Below are 20,038 nucleotides of genomic sequence, written 5' to 3' on the forward strand. Positions count from 1 at the left end.
TTCTGCCAAATTCGCGTGGCTCCGCCAAGGGCCAAGCAAGGCCTCAAGCCGTCCGCCGCCGGGCTTTAGTTATGTCCCGTACCTGCTATACACCACCGCTTCCAATGCATAGGCCCTGCCAAGAATGACCGATTCCGTCGTCACGCGCTTTGCGCCCTCTCCGACCGGCTTCCTCCATATCGGGGGCGCCCGCACGGCGCTGTTCAACTGGCTCTATGCGAAGAAGCACGGCGGCAAGATGCTGCTGCGGATCGAGGACACCGACCGTGAGCGCTCCACCGAGGCCGCGATCGGCGCCATCCTCGACGGGCTGAAGTGGCTGGAGCTCGGCTGGGACGGCGAGGTCATCTACCAGTTCAGCCGCGCCGCCCGCCACCGGGAGGTGGCCGAGCAGCTGCTCGCCGACGGCAAGGCCTATCGCTGCTACGCCACCGCCGAGGAGCTCGCCGCCATGCGCGAGAAGGCGCGCGCGGAAGGCCGCACCCGCCTCTATGACGGGATGTGGCGCGACCGCGATCCGGCGACGGCTCCGTCCGACGTCAAGCCCACCATCCGCCTACGCGCACCGCAGACCGGCGAGACCGTGATCGAGGACCAGGTCCAGGGTCGCGTCGTCTGGCAGAACGAGAACCTTGACGATCTCGTGCTGTTGCGTGGCGACGGCAATCCGACCTACATGCTCGCGGTGGTCGTCGACGACCACGACATGGGCGTCACCCACGTGATCCGCGGCGACGACCATCTGATCAACGCCGCGCGCCAGAAGCAGATCTATGATGCCATGGGCTGGGCGTTGCCGAGCATGTCGCACATCCCCCTGATCCACGGACCTGACGGCTCCAAGCTCTCCAAGCGGCACGGCGCGCTCGGCGTCGATGCCTACCGTGCCATGGGATACCTCCCGGCTGCGCTGCGCAACTACCTGGTCCGGCTCGGCTGGAGCCATGGCGACCAGGAGATCTTCTCGACCGAGGAGATGATCGCCGCGTTCGATCTCGCCAGCGTCGGCCGCGCTGCTGCCCGGTTCGATTTCGCCAAGCTGGAAAACCTCAACGGCCACTACATCCGCCACGCCGACGATCAATCGCTCGTGAACATGTTCGAGGACGTGCTGGATCATGTCGTGCCCGCCCGCGACGAGATTAAGGCCAAGTTAAACGACAGGACGCGGGCCCAGCTCCTCAAGGCCATGCCGGCCCTGAAAGAGCGGGCCAAGACGCTGCTCGAGCTGATCGACGGCGCCTATTTCATCTTCGCCGACCGTCCGCTGCAGCTCGACGCCAAGGCGGCGGCGCTGCTGACGCCTGAGAACCGCAAGCTGATCAGCCAGCTGCATTCCGCGCTGGAGAACGTCGAGACCTGGAGTGGCGCCTCGACGGAGGCCGCGCTCCGCACCTTTGCCGAGGAAAACAGTCTTAAGCTCGGCGCAGTTGCCCAGCCTTTGCGCGCGGCGCTGACCGGGCGCACGACGTCGCCCGGTATATTTGAGGTTTTGGACGTGCTGGGACGCCAGGAAAGCCTTGCCCGGCTTAAGGACCAGGCTACGACGTAAGTAGGCTATGCAAGCGGCCATCTTGCAGCGCACACAGCAATAATATACCCATCTTGCCGCACATTCTGGAACATCCGGCCTGCCCCATAATCTCCCTTGGGGGACTCCGGCTCCGGCCCGTTTCACCATACATCGGGGACCTCTGATGGACGCAAAAGAAAGCCCAAAGACCGCGACGCTGACGGTTGGAAACAAGAACTACGATCTCCCGATCCTCAGCGGCAGCGTCGGGCCCGATGTCGTCGATATCGGCAAGCTCTACGGCCAGTCCGGCCTGTTCACCTACGATCCCGGCTTCACTTCGACGGCGAGCTGCCAGTCCAAGATCACCTACATCGATGGTGACGCGGGCGTGCTGGAATACCGCGGCTATCCGATCGAACAGCTCGCCGAGCACGGCGACTTCCTGGAGACCTGCTATCTGCTGCTCTACGGGAATTTGCCGACCGCGACCCAGAAGAAGGATTTCGACTATCGCGTGACCCATCACACGATGGTGCACGAACAGATGGCCCGGTTCTTCCAAGGCTTCCGCCGCGACGCCCATCCGATGGCGATCATGGTGGCCGCCGTCGGCGCGCTCGCCGCGTTCTATCACGACTCCACCGACATCAACGATCCCAAGCAGCGCATGATCGCCTCCATGCGCATGATCGCGAAGATCCCGACGCTGGCGGCGATGGCCTACAAGTACACGGTCGGCCAGCCCTTCGTGTATCCGAAGAACTCGCTCGGCTTTGCCGAGAACTTCCTCAACATGTGCTTCGCGGTGCCTTGCGAGGACTACCAGGTCAGCCCGGTGCTGGCCGACGCGCTGGAGAAGATCTTCATCCTGCACGCCGACCACGAGCAGAACGCCTCGACCTCGACGGTACGCATCGCCGGCTCCTCGGGCGCCAACCCGTTCGCGTGCATCGCGGCCGGCATCGCCTGCCTCTGGGGCCCGGCGCATGGCGGCGCCAACGAAGCCGCGCTGAACATGCTCTATCAGATCGGCACGGTCGACAAGATCCCCGAGTTCATCGCCAAGGTGAAGGACAAGAACTCCGAAGTTCGCCTGATGGGCTTCGGTCACCGCGTCTACAAGAACTACGATCCGCGCGCCAAGATCATGCAGAAGATGTGTCACGCCGTGCTCAAGGAGATGGGCCATGGCGACGATCCGATGCTGAAGGTGGCGCTGGAGCTCGAGAAGATCGCGCTCAGCGACCAGTACTTCATCGACCGCAAGCTCTACCCGAACGTCGACTTCTATTCGGGCATCACGCTGAAGGCGATGGGCTTCCCGGTCTCGATGTTCACCGTGCTGTTCGCGGTCGCCCGCACCGTCGGCTGGATCAGCCAGTGGAGCGAGATGATCGAGGATCCGCAGCAGAAGATCGGCCGTCCGCGCCAGCTCTACACCGGCGTCGCCCGCCGCGACTACGTCGCGATCAACGATCGCAAGTAAGTCTTCAGCCGACACGGCTCTCGAGACGGCGCCATCTCACGATGGCGCCGTTTTCGTTTGGCAAGACCACAGGAAGATAAGCAAAGCACGGGGCGAGCGGATGCGCATCACCAACCCGGTCGATGGATGGTTAGAGGTCGTGGCCTGCTCGCCCTTCCCTGATGCCGGCGGCGAGATCGTTCTGTACCCCCGGTGCGAGATGGACGGGGTCATCACCGCCGAACGTCTCGCGGCGACAGCCGTACATTACAGCGGCTATGACGTGCCCAAGCCGAAATGGCCGCGCCACGGGATGATGCTCCCCGTGACCGTGGATCTCGCCGATCCCACGCGTTTCAGGATCGAATGGGATTTGGTGCCGACCGGGCCCGAAGCCGCCGACAAGCTTGCGGCGCAATTGCGCGGCGAGCCAGAGGCGGCCGCCGGCGGCCGTCGCCCGTTCCCTCGCGTCTGGCGCGAGACGGTGCATGCCGCAGCATCGCCGTCGCTGGTCAACGGCCTCACGCCACAGCAGACGGAGATCGCGCTGGCAGGCGGTGCCGCAGCCCTCGGCCTGCTCCCCACCATCGCAACGGTCTTGACCGCGTGTGAGGCTGGGCCGAGCAGTGCGCCCGGCGGGACGTGGGACATCACGGTCCGCGTGAGCGATCCCAACGGCGGACCAGGCTGGGAAGCGGTCACGCGCATATCATTCAGCAGCCCAGGCCGCCGCGAAAGCCGCACTGCTCCCGGACGCGAGTTGCCCGTCCTGGTCGACCCGGCCAATCGCAAGCGTATCCTCGTCGACGTCGCGCGCCTCTCCTGACCTTGCTGCCACGCACAACAACAAGTCGACGCATTACACCCGCAAGCGCTTGACAGGCGAAAGGCTCCGCGCGCAAATTCTTACACTAAGTAAGAATGACGACAGGGACGGAAATGTCGGAGCAGCCGAGAAGTCGGCGGCAGACGCGCGCTGCCATTTTGACTCACCTGCTTCAGTCGGGCGGCTCGTTCCGGCCGCCGCTGGCCAAGGCCGTGCGCCTGTCGGAAGCGAGCCTGTCGCGCATCCTGTTTGACCTGAAAGCCGAAGGCCTGATCGAGGAAATCAGGCGCCCTGCCCCTTATGTCGGCGGCCCGACCGGCCTCGTCTCGCTGGATGGGACCGTCGCGCTCGCGGGCCTCGAGCTCACCAGCCAGCACCTCAGCGTCGGCGTCGGCGGCCTTGCGGGCGAGCTGCATTACAGCGAGCGCGTGCCGTTGCCGAAAAGAATGACATCCGAGTCCGTTGGCCGGGTGTTTCGCGAAGCGCTGACATTGCTGCGCGAGTGGACGCGGCGGCGGCGCATCAGCCTCGCACAGATCGGCGTCACCATTCCGGGCCTCGGCCGGCTGAGTGTATCGGGCAACCCGATCATTCCCTGTGACGTCGAACGCATCGGCCAGATGTTCGGCGAATTGTGCACGGACGTCCCGGTCGCCTTCACCAATTCGGTGGTGGCGCACGCGACCTTTCATCGTTGTCGCACGCACAATTATCCATTCAGCGATGCGCATCTGTTCGTATTTGTCGGCCAGGGCGTCGCGGGGACGTGGATGGATGATCCGAACGAGGGCGATGCGCTCGAGCCGGTCGAGCTTGGCCACATGGTGTTCGAACCCGGCGGCCCGCGTTGCCGCTGCGGTCACCACGGCTGCGTCGAGGCCTATACGTCGCTGCCGGCCTTGGCCGCGCTTCTGGGGACCACCGAAGCCGAGCTGCTCCAGCTCGGCAGTGAATGGGTGACCACAATCCCGCTCACATCGCGCACGCGTCGGCAATTGCGCCAGCGGCTGTTCAGGCTTGGCCTTGCCATCGGCAACACGCTGAACGTGAAGCCCTGCCGCGGCGTCGTCGTCAGCGGCTGGCCATCCCTTCTCGCAGAAGACGATCGAAAGGCCATCATCGACGGGATCGATGCCTGTCTTCTGGGTGGCCGGACACTGGCGCGGGTGTCGCTCGCCTTCGTGCCGCCCTCGAATGGCAACGATCCGCAGGCCGCGCTCGCCTTCGCCGCGTTCTGCCTGACCAGAAGCGGCGGCATGCCGGCCGCATCGACGGAGGCCGCCTGAAATAATCCGAATGCTGCGCGGCTCTCGCGCCAGAACTTTCACACCCGGGAGGAACTTGCCATGCCGATCACGACAACAAGGCGCCGTCTGCTCGCTGGATCTGCTGCTGCGTTCGCGCTGCCGGCCTTCGTCCGCGCGCAAGGCGCGGTCAAGCCGCGCCTGACCGTGATCTCGCAATGGTCGGCGGGCAGCGATGGGGCGGCGATCACGGCGCTCGGCAAGAAGTTCGAGGAGAAGGGCGGCGTCTGGCAGCACTCGCCCGTCCCCGGCTTTACCACCGAGATGATGAACAAGCTGCGGGCGCAGATCATCGCGGGCGATCCGCCGGCCTGCTCGCAGCTCAAGGGCCCCGAGATCGCGGCCTGGTCGAAGATTGCCCCGACCGTCGATCTTGACGCCCTCGTCTCGGCGGCCGGTTACGAAAAGGTCGTCGCGCCGGACCTTGCGAAACTGCACAAGCCCGCGGGCAAGTGGATCGCGCTGCCGCTGCAGATCTACAGCACCAACATGCTGTTTCTCTCCAAACGCGCGATGGACAAGGCCAAGGCTGACAAGATCCCCGTCACCTGGGCCGACTTCAACGAGCTCGCCGAGAAGATGAAAGCGGGAGGCGTGCCATATCCGGTCGCCAACGGCGGAACGCGCCCCGATGACGGGCAGAAGTTCGAGGCTGCTTTGGCCGGCATCAGCCCCGCCGTCTACCGCGCGGCCATCATGAATCTCGACGAGAAGGCGCTGCAGGCTGCCGAGATCAAGGCTGCGTTCGCGCAGGTCCGCAAGATCGCCGATTGGATGGATCCCAATGTCGGCGCCCAGCACTTTTCGACCAACTTAAAGCGCTTCGTCGAGGCCGACATGGGCATGATGATCATGGGCGGCTGGGCGCAGGGCGTCTTGCGCAATGCCGGTTTCAAGTTCGAAGACTTCACCATCGTCCCGGGCCCCAGCGACAACGGCAAGCCGGTCTTTCTGCTGAATGCCGATGCCTTCATCTTCTGGCAGCGCAAGGAAGCGGACCTGCAAGCCGGGCAGACGTTGATGGCCCAGCTCGTCATGGATCCGGCGATCCAGACGATGTATTCCCAGATCACCGGGTCGATCCCCGTGCGCACCGACGTCGATCTCTCGGGCGAAGGCTGGTCGGACGGTCAACGGACGACCGCAGCAGCCCTGAAAGACGCGATCGCCAGCAACCAGGCCGTCCTCAGTCTTGCGCACAACATGGCGCAGGAAAACGGCATGGCGGCAGCCATGATCGATGTGATCACGGAGTTTGTGAAGAACAAGACCATCAAGCCGGAGCAAGCGGCCACCCGCCTCGCCGAGGCCGTCGAGAGCGCACGTTGAGCTTCGGCGTCTCGACAAGACCCGGACGGCCGGCGGCCAGTGACATGGTGCGCCGGCTGCCCGAAGTTCTGATGATCTGGGTGCCGCTGCTGCTTTCGGCAGCGCACCTGGTTGCGTTCTCGATCTGGACGATCTGGATTTCGTTCACACCCTCGACGCTTGTCCCCGTCACGGGCTGGGTGGGCTTGCGCAACTACAACGCCGTCCTGGCGTCGCGGAACTGGCAGATTGCGTTCGATAACCTGCTGCTATTCGGCGTCGCCTTCGTGCTGCTCAGCCTGATGACGGGCCTCCTGCTCGCGATCCTGCTCGATCAGCGCATTCGCGGCGAGAACGTACTGCGATCCATTTTCCTCTACCCTTTGGCGGTGTCCTTCGTGGTCACCGGCACGGTCTGGAGCTGGCTGCTCAATCCTGGCCTTGGAATCCAGAAGTTGGTCCACGATCTCGGCTGGACCACGTTCCGGTTCGACTGGCTGATCGACCGCGACATGGCCATCTGGACCATCGTCATCGCAGCGATCTGGCAATCCTCCGGCTTTGCCATGGCGCTCTTCCTCGCCGGCCTACGCTCCGTCGACGCCGACTTGGTCAAGGCCGCGCAGATCGACGGCGCCGGACCTCTCAGGATTTACCGGCGCGTGATCCTGCCGACGCTTTGGCCGATCACCATTACCGTCATCGTGATTCAGCTGCAGTTCGCGATTTCGACGTTTGACCTCGTCCGCGCGCTCACCAATGGCGGTCCCGGCATAGCGACCCAGCTGCCGGCCCTCGTTGTCTATGACCTGATGTTCCAGCGCAGCCTGCTCGGACGGGGCGCCGCGGCCGCAGTGCTCATGCTGCTGATCCTTCTCGCGGTGTTGCTGCCCTATGCGGCGTGGCGCTACATCCAGCGGCGGCGGACGAACCATGCGTGAGCGAACCTTCGCCCCGGGCCGACTTCTGATCTACGTCATCATTTCGCTGATCGCTGCAGCATGGCTCGCGCCACTGGCTGTTGTGGTTCTGAACTCGCTCCGCACCAACGAGGAGATCGCCCAAGGCTCGATGATCGGGTGGCCGCAGCATTTGGCCTGGAGCAATTACGCCGCCGCCTGGAGCGGATTCTGCGTCGCCGAGACCTGCGCCGGCATTCGGCCGTATATGCTGAACTCCGCGCTCGTGACCATCCCCGCGACGATCTTCTCCACCCTGCTTGGCGCCGTGGCAGGCTACGCGGTGTCACTCTGGCGTTTTCGCGGCGACAGCTGGATCTACGGCATCGTCACGCTCGGCATCTTCCTTCCGCAGCAGATGCGTCTGCTGCCATGGACCATCGTGCTGCGCGACACGGGCCTGATGAATACGCTGACGGGGCTGGTCGTGATCCACACGATCCAGGGGCTCTCCTTCACGACGCTGTTCTGCCGAAACTACTATGTCGCCATTCCCCATGAATTGATCCGGGCCGCGCGCATCGATGGCGCGGGATTCTTTCGCATTTTCTGGCGCATCATCCTGCCGCTTTCGCCGCCGATCCTGGTCGTCACCGTGATCTGGCAGTTCACGCATATCTGGAACGAGTTTCTCTATGGCGTGACATTCACGACCGGTCAGCAACAGCCGGTCACCGCCGCGCTGATCGCGCTGTCCGCCGCAGTCGCCGATATCCCGCAGCATGGCGTGCAGAGCGCTGCGGTGATCATCGCAGCACTGCCTACGCTGCTGATCTATCTGTTCGGCGGCAGGTATTTCGTACGCGGCCTCACTGCCGGGGCCGTGAAATGATGGATGTGTCATGGCAGCTCTGAGCATTCGCGCCCTGTCCAAGCGCTACGCCAATCTGGAGGTGCTGAAAGGCATCGATCTCGACATCGAGAGCGGCGAATTCACCGTCCTGGTCGGGCCGTCCGGCTGCGGCAAGTCCACGTTGCTCAACATCGTCGCCGGGCTCGATCACCCCAGCGCAGGCAGCGTGGAAATCGGCGGACGTGTCGTCAACGACGTGCCGCCCAAGGACCGCGACATCGCCATGGTGTTCCAGTCCTATGCGCTCTATCCGTCGATGACGGTGCGCCAGAACATCACCTTCGGCATGGAATGCCGCCACGTCCCCAGGGCGGAGCAGGACAAGGCGGTGGCGAATGTCGCCAAATTGCTGCAGATCGAGCCCCTGCTCGGCCGCAAGCCGGCGCAACTGTCCGGCGGTCAGCGCCAGCGCGTGGCGATGGGCCGGGCGCTGGTGCGTGATCCCCTGCTCTTCCTGTTCGACGAGCCGCTCTCCAATCTCGACGCCAAGCTGCGCGTCGAGATGCGCATGGAGATCAAGCGGCTGCACCAACGCATCGGTGCCACCATCATCTACGTCACGCACGACCAGATCGAGGCGATGACGATGGCGACCCGTATCGCCGTGATGCACCGGGGCGTGGTGCAGCAATTCGCCGACCCTGACACGGTCTACCGCTATCCGGCCAATCTGTTCGTCGCCCGCTTCATGGGCTCGCCGCCCATGAACACGATGTCGGCTCGGCTCGAGGCAGACAGCAGCGGCCCCGTGGCGGTGATCGGCGCAGGCCGGACGGACGAAGTGCGTCTGCGCCTGCAAGGCTATGAGGCGGCCGCGTCCTATGTCGGCCGCGAGGTGGTGCTCGGGATCAGGCCGGAATGCATTGCCGAGGGCGACCGTGTGTTCTCGGGTGCTGCGGAGGCGCCCGTCATCGTCACTGCGCCGGTCGAACTGGTCGAGCCCACCGGCGCCGAGACCATCGTCCTGCTGCGGCTTGGCGGCGAGCCCGCGCAGGCGCGCATCTCGCCGGACATCCGGCCCGCATCGGGCTCCAGCGCCGCCTTCGCGCTGGACACCCGACGCATCTGCCTGTTCGACCCCGAGACGGAGCGACTGATCGCATGACCCAGACGAGCTATGCCGGCCTCAGAGATCGCGTCGTGGTGATCACTGGAGGCGCCAGCGGCATCGGCGCCGCTTTCGTGCGGGCATTCGCCGCTCAGGGCTCCCGCGTCGCTTTCCTCGACATCGATACGGGGGCCGGCGAAGCGCTGGCGCAGGAGGTGACGAAAACCTCCGGCACGGCACCGCTGTTCGTGCGCTGCGACCTCCTGGACATCGACGCCTTGCGCGTCGCGCTGACCGAGGTGCGCGCATCGCTCGGCGATGCCGCGGTCCTCGTCAACAACGCCGCCAATGACCAGCGCCAGGTGCTTGCAGACGTGACGCCGGAGGATTTCGACTGGATGATCGGCGTCAATCTCAAGCACGTTTTCTTTGCCGCACAAGCCGTGGTGCCGCAGATGCAGGCGCGCGGCGGCGGCTCGATCATCAACATGTCCTCGGTGGCCTGGATGCGCGGTGCGCCGGCGCTGCCGATCTACGCCGCGGCGAAGGCGGCGATCGTCGGCTTCACCAACTCGCTGGGGCGCAAGTTCGGCGCCGACCGCATCCGCGTCAACGCAATCGCGCCGGGGATGGTGATCACCGAGCGGCAGCGAAAGCTGTGGTATCCGGACGAGCGGCAGATTGCCGAGATGCGCACCCGCCAGGCCATTCCCGATGCGGTGACGCCGGAGGACATCGCCGACATGGCGCTGTACCTCGCCTCAGATGCGAGCCGGCGCGTCACGTGCCAGTGCTTCAGGGTGGACGGCGGGTTGGCCTGACGGCACGGGAAGTGCCGTAGGGTGGCCAAAGGCGCCCTTGCGCCGTGCCCGCCATCTCTCTCGATCGCGAAAAAAATGCGTGGGCACGCTTTCGCTTTGCCCACCCTACAGGACCGTCCCCTTCCGTATCGTCGCGAGCACGATGTCGGCGGCGAGCACGCTCGGCGATTTGTTGCCGGTCGACATGATGGTGTCGAGCTGCGCGAAGGCTTCGACCTGTCGTCGGCGCATCGGGGTGTCCGCCAACACCTCGGACAGGGCGCCGGCGAGCTTCTCCGGCGTGCAATCCTCCTGCAAAAATTCAGGGATCACGTCCTTGCCAATCACGAGATTGGCCAGGATCACCGAGGGCACCTGGATCGCGCGACGCAGGATGAAGGCCTCCATCGCGCCGACGCGATAGGCCGTCACCATCGGGATGCCTGAGAGCGCGAGCTCCAGCGTCACGGTGCCGGACTTCGCCAGCGCGGCGCGCGCGATCCGGAAGGCGGCGCGCTTCTCGGCTTCGCCCACCACGATCTGCGGCTTGACTGGCCAGCTCGCCACGCCCTCGCGGACGGTGGCCTCCAGATGCGACATGGTCGGCAGCATCAATTCGAATGCGCAGCCCTCGGCTTGCAATCGCCCGAGCGCCGCGCCGAACAAGCCGAGATGATGCCGGATTTCGCTGCGACGGCTGCCCGGCAGCACCAAGAGAACCGGCGGCTCGCTGTCGCGGCGATTCTGCTCGTTCGCATCGGGCCGCAGCGAGGATAATTGCTCGATCAGGGGATGGCCGACATAGCTGCAAGGCGGCCCTTTCAGCTTGCGGTATTCCTCCGGCTCGAACGGCAGCAGACCGAGCACGTGATCGACATAGCCGAGCATCGCGCGCGCCCGGCCCGGCCGCCAGGCCCAGACCGAGGGCGAGACGTAGTCGATGATGGGGATGTCAGGATTCTTCGCGCGCACACGGCGGGCGACGCGATGGGTGAAATCGGGGCTGTCGATGATGACGAGCGCATCGGGCGCGGCGTCCGTCACGGCATCCGCGGTCTCGCGGATCAATCGCAGGATCTTCGGCAGCTGCTGCAGCACCGCGGCAAAGCCCACGATCGACAGCTCCTCGATCGGAAACAACGTCTCGAGCCCCTCGCGCGCCATGGTGCGGCCCCCGACGCCTTCGAACTGCACGCCGTCGCCGAGGCGTTGGCGCAGCACCTTCATCAGCGCGGCGCCGAGCCGATCGCCGGATTCCTCCGTCGCGATCAGGAAGATCTTTCTGATGGGATCGCGGGTCTGCATCACGCGGGCAAACCGACGACGAAGAGATATTTGGCGTCGGCCAGCGCGATCATCGCCTGCGGCTCGGCGGCAATGGTGTTGCCGGCGATCACGGCGACGCCGGCAAGACCGGCCCTGGCGACCCCCTCGATGGTGCGCGGGCCGATCGTCGGCAGGTCGAAGCGCAGATCCTGGCCGCTCTTCGGCGCCTTCACCAGCACGCCGCGTCCCGTGGCGGCGCGGATACGCCCTTCCTCGCGCAGCCGTGCGACCCGTGCCAGCAGCGCATCGGTGCCCTCGATGTCCTCGACCGCCACCACGTGGCCGTCGATCACCACCGCGGCCTGACCGATGTCGAACGGCCCGAGCGCGGCGAGCACCGCGCGCCCGCGTTCGATGTCGCCCTTGGCCTTGTCGGCGGGCCAGGCCCGGCTGATGCAGCCCTCCGGCATCAGCAGGTCGGGCGCGACGTCCTTGATGCCGACCATGCGAAAGCCGTCCTGCTCGAGGAGCCGCCCGACGCCGGACAACAGATGATCATCGCCGCCGCGAAAGGCGCGGATGACGTTGCCGAGCAGCCGCAGCGTCTTGATGTCGAAGCGGATCTCGGTAAGCGAAGGCCGCACCAGGGTGCCGATGAAGATCAGGTCGCGGCAGCCCTCCTCGCGGAACAGCCGCATGGCGCGGCCGAGCTGGCCGACCGAGATCCAGCGGTGGCGGAATTTTTCGACCTGTAGGGGATCGCAGGCGCCGCGCAGCGGGAATAGCACCGGCGTGATGCCGCGCGCGGCGAGCGACTCGGCGACTGCGAACGGCATCGCGCCGCCGCCCGCGACCACGCCGACCGGTGATGAAATCGCAGGAGCCGCCGATGTCATGTCCGCGGCCATTGCAGCATCACTTCTCGACGGTGGGAAGACACAGCGGGCGCTTGCCCTTGCCGATGAAGCCGAGGATTTCGGCGATCGCGGGATCTTCGCTCGCAAGCGGCCGCACCGCCTCCAGCCGTTCGGCGAACGTGCCGGGGCCGTGGAAGAGCTTCTGGTAGAAACCGCGCACGGTCGCGAGCCGCTGCTTGGTGAACTTGCGCCGCTTCATACCGATCAGGTTGAGGCTCTCCAGCACGGCATACTGGCCGTTGGCGAGCCCGTACGGAATGATGTCGTCGCGCACGCCCGAGAGGCCGCCGACCATCACGTAGGAGCCGATCCGCGTGAACTGGTGCACCGCGGACAGCCCGCCGATGTAGACGGCATCGCCGATCTCGCAATGGCCGCCGAGCGTCGCCGAGGTGGCGAAGATCGCGTTGTTGCCGACCATGCAGTCGTGGCCGACATGGCTGTTGTTCATGAAATAGCCGTCGTTGCCGACGCGCGTCTTGCCGCCGCCCTTGACGGTGCCGACATTCATGGTCGCGCCTTCGCGGATGACGTTGCCCGAACCGATCTCGAGCGTGGTCGGCTCGCCCTTGTAGCTGAGATCCTGCGGCGCGCCGCCGAGCACCGCGAATGGCGAGATGACGCAGCCATCGCCGACCGTGGTGTGGCCGATGATTGTGACCTGTCCGATCAGCTTGCAATTGGCCCCGATCCGGGCGTTGCGACCGATGATGCAGAAGGGCCCGATCTCGGTGCCCTCGCCGATCACGGCGCCGTCTTCCACCTGCGCGGTGGGGTCGATCTTACTCATCAAGCGATCTTACTTATCAAGAAGGTCTGACTAAATGTTGAACTTGCTCAGCTTTCCGCTGGTTAGCGCGACTGCGCCCGATCTGTCCAGTGACGTATGATCTCGGCGTATTTCAGAAGCCGCCTGAACCAGCCATGCCGCTGGATCAACCATCTCATCCAACGCTTGAACTGTGGCCGCGCTCGGCAAGCCGCCTCAGTCGGTCAGCATCGCCCCGACATCGGCTTCGGCGACGACCGTGCCGTTGACCTTGGCGTCGCCGTGAAACCACCACATCGTCTTGCGGCGGCCGAGCGAGCGCATGTGATACTCGATGGTATCCCCGGGCAGCACGGGTTTGCGGAACTTGCACTTGTCGATGGTGAGGAAATACACCGCCCGCGGCTTCTCGGTGCCCTCGACCGACTTGATGCCGATCACGCCGGCGGTCTGCGCCATCGCCTCGATCATCATGACGCCGGGATAGACCGGACGCTCAGGGAAATGGCCCTGGAACGCCGGCTCGTTGAAGGTGACATTCTTGATGCCGATGCCGCTGTAGTCGGCCCGGATGTTGATCACCCGGTCGATCAGCAACATCGGGAAACGGTGCGGCAGCGTCTGGAGGATCGCATTGATGTCCACCAGCTCGAATTTCACAGGTGATTCCGCCGTCATTCCCGTCCCTCGTCCTTCGGATCGGCCTTGCTGTCGCGTACCAGGCGCTCCACCGCGATGATTTCCTTGAACCATTGTTTGGTCGGCTTGGCAAAAAAACCGCCCCAGCGTCCATTTGGCGGGATGTCGTCCTTGACGCCGCTCATCGCGGTGACCTGGGCCCCGTCGCCGATCTTGAGGTGATTGTTGATGCCAACCTTCGCTCCCAGCGCCACGTTGTCGCCGATGGTCAGGCTGCCCGCGAGCCCGATCTGGGCTGCCAACAGGCAGTTCCGGCCAATCGTCACATTGTGGCCGATCTGGACCTGATTGTCGATTTTGGTGCCCTCACCGATTACCGTGTCGCGCAGGGAGCCGCGGTCGATGGTGGTGCCGGCGCCGACCTCCACATTGTTCTGGATCAGCACGCGGCCGGTCTGGGGCACCTTCAGATGGCCCTCGGGGCCAAAGAAAATGAAGCCGTAGCCGTCCTGGCCGATCGAGCAACCGGGATGGATCAGCACATTGTTGCCGATCAGCGCGCACTGAATGGCGCTGCGGGCGCCGACATTGCAGTCCCGGCCGATCTTGACGCCGGGACCAAGCACCACGCCGGCCCCGATCACGGTGCCGCTGCCGATTTCGACCTCGGGACCGATGACGGCCAGCGGCTCGACGATCACGTCGTCCTCCAGCCGCGCCGAGGGATCGATGATGGCCGACGGCGCGATGCCGTCGTTGCCGAACCAGGACTGCGGGCGCAGTGCATCGGCGTGCCATTCCCGCGCAAGCCCGACGAAGGCACGGAACGGCTGCGCCGCCCGCAGCACCGTTACATGCGGCGGGACCTGGGCCTCGAAGCGGGGGCTGACCAGGCAGGCGCCGGCCTTGGTCGCTTTCAGCTCATCGACATATTTGAGATTGTCGAAGAACGCCAAATGCATCGGGCCGGCTTCGTCGAGTGAAGCGATGCCCGTGATGACGTGGCTGCCCCTGCTGGGATCGACCAGTTGCGCCTTGGTCAGCGCAGCGATGTCAGCCAGCGTTGCGGCCGGCGGTTTCTTGAAGAAGGTCGGCTGCGCCATTCCACCTCGTCGCGGTCCGGCTTCGACATGAAGCGGCCAAGCCGCATCATGCCTTATCTCACGGATTGAGCACGATCTTTTTGGCGCCGGCCGCAAGGTTTTCCCAAAGCGGCCGGATCATGCCCTGCTGATCGAATTAGAACGTCGTGCCGCCGCCGAAGCGGAATTCCTGCGTGCGGTCATACTTGCCCTTGGTCAGCGGCACCGCGTAGTCGAAGCGCAGCGGACCGAACGGCGAGGCCCAGATCAGGCCGACACCGACTGACGACCGGACGACCTTGCTGTCGTCGTAGATCAGGCCGGTACAGGTGCCGGGCGTCGCCGGATTGACCGTCGACGGCGTGCAGGTCGAATTCTTGGGCGTGGTCATTTCGTTGGTCACCGACCACGTCGTCGGACCCTGGTAATCGTAGAGACCGCCGGCGTCGGCATAGACGGCGCCCTTCAGACCCACTTCCTTGGGCAGGAACCAGAACGGCATCTGCAGTTCGAGCGAAGCGCCCCAGTACTTCGTGCCGCCGATCGCGTCCTGCGTGCCATACGGGTTGAGGTCGCGCGGACCAATGCCGTTCGGGGCGAAGCCGCGGACGAGATTCGGCCCCATCTGGAAGTGGTCGAGCATGCGCAGGTCGCTGCCCATCTTGGTCAGGACGCCGCCCTGGAGGTGGACGAGGCCGACGAGATCCGACACCAGCGACTGGTAGTACTTCGCATCGCCGGCGGTCTTCAGGTAGGTGACGTCGCCGCCGACGCCGGCGAAGTCCTGCTTGAAGTCGATGAGCAGGCCGTCGGTCGGGTTCTTGTTGTTGTCGAGCGTGTTGTAGGTCAGCGTGTAGCCCAGCGCCGAAGTCAGCGTCTTGCCGTTCGCCAGCTCCCTGCGGACCGGCAGCGAGGCTTCGCCGTCGCTGTAGCAGCCGAGGCCGTTGGTCGACGGATCCAGCGTCAGACCATTGGCATTGGCAAACGCCGGACTCGGATTGAAGGCAGCCGTACCAATGTTGTTGTTGCAGTTCGCCAGGATGCTCGGCAGCGTGATTTCCTGCTGATAGACCGAGTAGCGCACCTGGAGCGCCAGATCCTCACGCAAGGAGAAGCCGAGGCGCGGCGAGAAGCCGAGCGTCTTGGTGCCGTAGGAGATGTAGCTGTTGGACAGCTGCTGGCGCTGATAGAGGTCGAGACCCAGCGCGACGCGGTAGTCGAGCAGATAGGGCTCGACGAACGACAGCGAATAGCCGCGCGCGTACTGGCCATAGGTGACCGACGCCTTGGCGAACAGGCCGCGGCCGAGCAGGTTGCGCTCGGAGATCGAGACTTCGGCAAGCGCACCGTCGGTGGTGGAGTAACCGCCCGAGATCGAGAAGTCGCCGGTCGACTTCTCCTCGAGATCGACGATCAGCACCACGCGATCGCTGGAGGAGCCAGGCTCCGTCGTGATCTTCACGGTCTTGAAGTAATCGAGGTTCTTCAGCCGGCGCTCGGCGCGGTCGACCAGAGCGCGGTTGTAGGCATCGCCCTCGGAGATATCGAATTCGCGGCGGATCACGTAGTCACGCGTGCGGGTGTTGCCGCGGATGTTGATGCGCTCGATATAGGTGCGCGGACCCTCGTCGATGTTGAACACGACGGAGACGGTGTGCGCATCGAAGTTACGATCGCCGCCCGGACGCACCACCGCGAAGGCATAGCCGCGGCGCGAGGCTTCGATCTGCATCTCCTCGACCGACTTCTCGACCGATTCGACATTGTAGAGCGAGCCGACATTGACGCGCGAAAAGCTGCGCAGCGAACTCGCATCGAAATTCGGGATGCTGGTGCGGAAATCGACGGTGCCGACGCGGTACTGCGCGCCCTCCTCGATCTTGAAGGTGACGTTGAAGCCCTTCTTCTCCGGATCGTATTCGGTGAGCGCGGCCACGACCTGAACGTCGGCGAAGCCGTTCTTCAGGTAGAAGCGGCGAATCAGGTCGCGGTCGGCCTCGACGCGATCGGGATCGTAGATGTCACCGCTCGAGAGGAAGCTCAGCAGGTTCGATTCGTGCGTCTTGATGACGTCCCGGAGGCGGTAGGACGAGAACGCGTTGTTGCCGATAAACTCGATCGACTTGACCGAGGTCTTGGCGCCTTCGTTGATCGTGAAGACGAGATCGACGCGGTTGTTCGGCTGCTCGATGATCTCAGGCGTGACGGTCACGTCATAGCGGCCGGAGCGGCGATAGATCTCTGCGATTCGCAGCGTGTCCGACTGCACCATGGCGCGGGAGAAGGTGCCACGGGCCTTGGACTGGACTTCGGCGGTGAGCTGCTCGTCCTTGATCTTCTTGTTGCCCTCGAAGGCAACGCGGCCGATCACCGGGTTTTCCACCACGGAGACGATGATCTGGCCGCCGGCACCGCGGTTGATCTTCACGTCCTGGAACAGGCCGGTCTCGATCAGCGCCTTGAGGCCGTCATCGATGGCGCCCTGATCGAGGCGACCACCGGGGCCGGGCTTGAAGTAGGAGCGGATCGTCTCCACCTCGACGCGGCGATTCCCTTCCACGGAAATCGACTGCACGGTCTGCGCGAGCGCAGGCGAAGACACCAAAACAGCCCCAACCGGGGCAACCACCGGCGCGCCGAACATGATCAGGGTTGCGAGCAAGCCCCCCCGGAGTCGCAGTCCAAACTTCATTGCGCAACGCGCCCTTATCAACGTACCAGACCAACCCCGAAGCCGGTCTGGGAGATTCCCCAAGTTCTAGCCGCTTGTAGCCAATTTCCCCGACGCCGCAAACGGCCGAGCGCGCCGTAATTTCAATTTCAGTCCAAGACGTTGCCCAAGAGCAACGCCACAAAAAAGCCCCTATCAGGACGCCGCCATTCGAAGGATGTCGTTGTAGGTGGCAAACACCATCAGCATCAGCACCAGACCCAGTCCGATTCGGAACCCCATTTCCTGGGTCCGCTCCGACAGCGGACGGCCCCGGACCACCTCGGCCGTGTAGAACAAAAGGTGACCGCCATCGAGCAGCGGGATCGGGAACAGGTTCAACAGGCCGATCGAGACCGACAGCACGGCGCAGAGATTGATCACGAACTGGAACCCGGCGCTGGCCGCCTGCCCCGACATCTTGGCGATGCCGAGCACGCCGCTGACCTCGTTCGGATTGCCCTGCCCGACGAACAGCGAGCCCAGGAACTTGAAGGTGCTGGTGATGATGAACCAAACCTGCTCGACCCCGATCTTGAGCGCCTCGCCGACGCCGACCGGCGCAGTCGAAGCCTCACCGGCCTGGGACTTATGCTCGACGCCGAGCACGCCGACCTGGTGGCGGTTTCCGAACGGATCCTTGCGCTCGAGCAGCGCCGGTGTCGCGGTCAGCGACACGATCGCACCGTCCCGCTTCACCTGGAAAACAAGTGCTGAACCGGCGCTCGTCGCGACGATCCGCTGCATGTCGGCAAAGCTCTCGATCGGCTTGCCGTCGATCTGGACCACGACGTCACCGACCTTGAAGCCGGCGGCCGCCGCAGCGCCATCGGCGACGACGCCGTCGACACGGGCGATCGTGCTCGGCTTGCCGTAATACAGCGCCATGCCCGCGAAAATCAGGGCGCCGAGGATGAAATTGGCGACCGGACCGGCGGCGACGATGGCCGCGCGCGGGCCAACCTTCTTGTGATGAAAGCTGCCGGCGCGCTCCTCGGCCGTCATGGCGGCGAGCGCCTCGGCCGACGGCGTGGAGGCCTCGCTCTCGTCGCCGAAGAATTTGACGTACCCTCCGAGCGGGATCGCCGAGATCTTCCAGCGGGTGCCATGGCGGTCGTTGAACCCAACCAGCTCAGGTCCGAAACCCAGCGAAAAGGTCAGCACCCGCACGCCAGCCCAGCGCGCGACCAGGAAATGGCCGAGTTCATGGAAGAACACGACAATGGTCAGGACGAAGAGGAAGGGAACGACGTAGCCGAGGAGCCCATGGCTCAACGTGTTGAAACTATGGGTAAAAAAGTCGATCATCGAATTCCCTCATCCAGCGCCGCAAGGCCCTGGCCCCGAACCATCTAGGATGCCTTTAAGGCAATTTGAGGCAATAGGGCGGCAGCTTTATTTCGCGAAACATGGTCAACAGAGATTGCATCATCCGCTGAGGTCATGGGGCCGTGGTTTCCGCCTCGGATCCAGTCCTCCAGCGTCGCCTCGACCAGCCGGGCAATCGCGCCGAAGCGGATCTTGCCGGCGATGAAGGCCGCGACCGCGACCTCGTTGGCGGCGTTGTAGACGGTTGTCGCCCCCTTCCCGTGCCGGAGCGAATCGAAAGCGAGGCGAAGCCCGGGGAACCGTTCGAAATCAGGTGCCTCGAAGGTCAACTGCCCGATCTTGGCCAGATCGAGCTTCGCCGCCGGCCCCTTGATCCGGTCGGGCCAGCCGAGGCAATGGGCGATCGGCGTGCGCATGTCGGGCGATCCGAGCTGGGCCACCACGGAGCGGTCGGAGAACTCGACCATGCCATGGATGATCGACTGCGGATGCACCAGCACGTCGATCTCATCGGGCGAGAGCGCGAACAGGTACGACGCCTCGATCACCTCGAGGCCCTTGTTCATCATCGAAGCGGAATCGATCGTGATCTTCTGACCCATGCTCCAGTTCGGATGCTTCAGGGCCTGTTCCAGGGTCGCCTGCTCGATGTCGACGGGCTTCCAGGTCCGGAACGGACCGCCCGAGGCTGTAATGATGACGCGGACCAGCTCGTCGCGATTGCCCGATGCCAGCGCCTGAAACAGCGCGTTGTGCTCGGAATCGGCCGGCAGGATGCAGGCGCCCGCTTTCGCCGCGCGCTGCATGAAGAAATCGCCGGCACAAACCAGGCATTCCTTGTTGGCCAGCGCAACATGGGCGCCGCGATCGACGGCGGCCAAAGCCGGCTTCAACCCGGCCGCACCGCTCACCGCGGCCATCACCCAATCGGCCGGACGCGCGCCCGCCTCGATGACAGCGCTTTCGCCGGCGCCGCATTCCGTGCTCGTGCCCGCAAGTGCGGACTTGAGCTCGCCGAGCTTGGTGCTGTCTGCGATCGCCACGAAGCGCGCGGAAAATTCCTTCGCCAGCTTCGCCAACGCCTCGACATTGCTGTTCGCCGTCAAGGCTTCGACGCGATAGCGCTCGCGCGAAGCCCGCAACAGATCCATCGTGCTGTCGCCGATCGAGCCGGTAGCACCGAGAACCGTGACGCTGCGAATGTCGGACGCAGCGAGCTTGTTGTTACGCAAAGGGACTGCGCTCAT

The 20,038-nt window shown here is 64.6% G+C and carries 17 protein-coding genes; 9 read left to right on the forward strand and 8 right to left on the reverse strand.

The genetic code is table 11. From position 1 onward, the window contains the following. The first annotated feature begins 124 nt into the window (after positions 1-124). The 9 genes from gltX to X265_RS20670 all read left to right on the forward strand — a co-directional run bounded on the left by gltX (position 125) and on the right by X265_RS20670 (position 10,100). Complete coding sequence (gene gltX / locus X265_RS20630; protein WP_128966478.1) at positions 125-1,552, forward strand: glutamate--tRNA ligase; 1,428 nt, start codon at positions 125-127, stop codon at positions 1,550-1,552. Between the two features lie 145 nt (positions 1,553-1,697). Next, positions 1,698-3,002: a citrate synthase gene (gene gltA, locus X265_RS20635; protein WP_128966479.1), complete on the forward strand. Its 1,305-nt coding sequence runs from the start codon at positions 1,698-1,700 to the stop codon at positions 3,000-3,002. Positions 3,003-3,102: 100 nt separating this feature from the next. Continuing rightward, entirely contained in the window at positions 3,103-3,807 is a 705-nt protein-coding gene (locus X265_RS20640) for a hypothetical protein (protein ID WP_244659356.1), read from the forward strand. 113 nt (positions 3,808-3,920) lie between these two features. Continuing rightward, the gene (locus X265_RS20645) at positions 3,921-5,093 is read left to right on the forward strand and encodes an ROK family transcriptional regulator (RefSeq protein WP_164938710.1); all 1,173 of its coding nucleotides are present in this window, start codon (positions 3,921-3,923) and stop codon (positions 5,091-5,093) included. A gap of 60 nt (positions 5,094-5,153) precedes the next feature. Then, on the forward strand, positions 5,154-6,440 hold the full coding sequence (locus tag X265_RS20650) for an ABC transporter substrate-binding protein (RefSeq protein ID WP_128966481.1): 1,287 nt from the start codon (positions 5,154-5,156) through the stop codon (positions 6,438-6,440). Then, positions 6,437-7,360 (forward strand): carbohydrate ABC transporter permease, encoded by a 924-nt coding sequence (locus X265_RS20655; protein WP_164938711.1) that lies wholly within the window; start codon positions 6,437-6,439, stop codon positions 7,358-7,360. Before X265_RS20650 ends, X265_RS20655 begins: the two co-directional genes overlap by 4 nt. After that, positions 7,353-8,210, forward strand: a complete 858-nt coding sequence (locus tag X265_RS20660; RefSeq protein WP_164938712.1) for a carbohydrate ABC transporter permease — start codon at positions 7,353-7,355, stop codon at positions 8,208-8,210. Before X265_RS20655 ends, X265_RS20660 begins: the two co-directional genes overlap by 8 nt. 10 nt (positions 8,211-8,220) lie before the next feature. Beyond that, a complete protein-coding gene (locus X265_RS20665) occupies positions 8,221-9,336 on the forward strand; it encodes an ABC transporter ATP-binding protein (RefSeq protein ID WP_128966483.1) in 1,116 nt (371 codons plus the stop codon). Beyond that, the gene (locus X265_RS20670; RefSeq protein ID WP_128966484.1) at positions 9,333-10,100 is read left to right on the forward strand and encodes an SDR family NAD(P)-dependent oxidoreductase; all 768 of its coding nucleotides are present in this window, start codon (positions 9,333-9,335) and stop codon (positions 10,098-10,100) included. Before X265_RS20665 ends, X265_RS20670 begins: the two co-directional genes overlap by 4 nt. A 105-nt stretch (positions 10,101-10,205) precedes the next feature. On the opposite strand, the gene lpxB is transcribed toward X265_RS20670, so the two are convergent. The 8 genes from lpxB to dxr form a co-directional block, all read right to left on the reverse strand. After that, positions 10,206-11,387, reverse strand: coding sequence for a lipid-A-disaccharide synthase (gene lpxB, locus X265_RS20675; RefSeq protein WP_128966485.1), 1,182 nt, complete (start codon positions 11,385-11,387; stop codon positions 10,206-10,208). Further along, positions 11,384-12,241, reverse strand: coding sequence for an LpxI family protein (locus X265_RS20680; protein ID WP_164939024.1), 858 nt, complete (start codon positions 12,239-12,241; stop codon positions 11,384-11,386). Before X265_RS20680 ends, lpxB begins: the two co-directional genes overlap by 4 nt. Positions 12,242-12,260: 19 nt before the next feature. Further along, positions 12,261-13,052, reverse strand: coding sequence for an acyl-ACP--UDP-N-acetylglucosamine O-acyltransferase (gene lpxA / locus X265_RS20685; protein ID WP_128966487.1), 792 nt, complete (start codon positions 13,050-13,052; stop codon positions 12,261-12,263). Between the two features lie 195 nt (positions 13,053-13,247). Beyond that, positions 13,248-13,709 (reverse strand): 3-hydroxyacyl-ACP dehydratase FabZ, encoded by a 462-nt coding sequence (gene fabZ, locus X265_RS20690; protein WP_128966488.1) that lies wholly within the window; start codon positions 13,707-13,709, stop codon positions 13,248-13,250. Further along, a complete protein-coding gene (gene lpxD, locus X265_RS20695; protein WP_128966489.1) occupies positions 13,706-14,773 on the reverse strand; it encodes a UDP-3-O-(3-hydroxymyristoyl)glucosamine N-acyltransferase in 1,068 nt (355 codons plus the stop codon). Before lpxD ends, fabZ begins: the two co-directional genes overlap by 4 nt. Positions 14,774-14,909: 136 nt before the next feature. Continuing rightward, complete coding sequence (gene bamA, locus X265_RS20700) at positions 14,910-17,444, reverse strand: outer membrane protein assembly factor BamA (protein ID WP_128966490.1); 2,535 nt, start codon at positions 17,442-17,444, stop codon at positions 14,910-14,912. A 174-nt stretch (positions 17,445-17,618) separates the two neighbouring features. Next, positions 17,619-18,770: an RIP metalloprotease RseP gene (gene rseP / locus X265_RS20705; protein WP_128966491.1), complete on the reverse strand. Its 1,152-nt coding sequence runs from the start codon at positions 18,768-18,770 to the stop codon at positions 17,619-17,621. A 44-nt stretch (positions 18,771-18,814) separates the two neighbouring features. Beyond that, the gene (gene dxr, locus X265_RS20710; protein WP_128966492.1) at positions 18,815-20,038 is read right to left on the reverse strand and encodes a 1-deoxy-D-xylulose-5-phosphate reductoisomerase; all 1,224 of its coding nucleotides are present in this window, start codon (positions 20,036-20,038) and stop codon (positions 18,815-18,817) included.

The organism is Bradyrhizobium guangdongense, from assembly GCF_004114975.1.
In the GTDB taxonomy this organism is placed as follows: Bacteria; Pseudomonadota; Alphaproteobacteria; order Rhizobiales; family Xanthobacteraceae; genus Bradyrhizobium; species Bradyrhizobium guangdongense.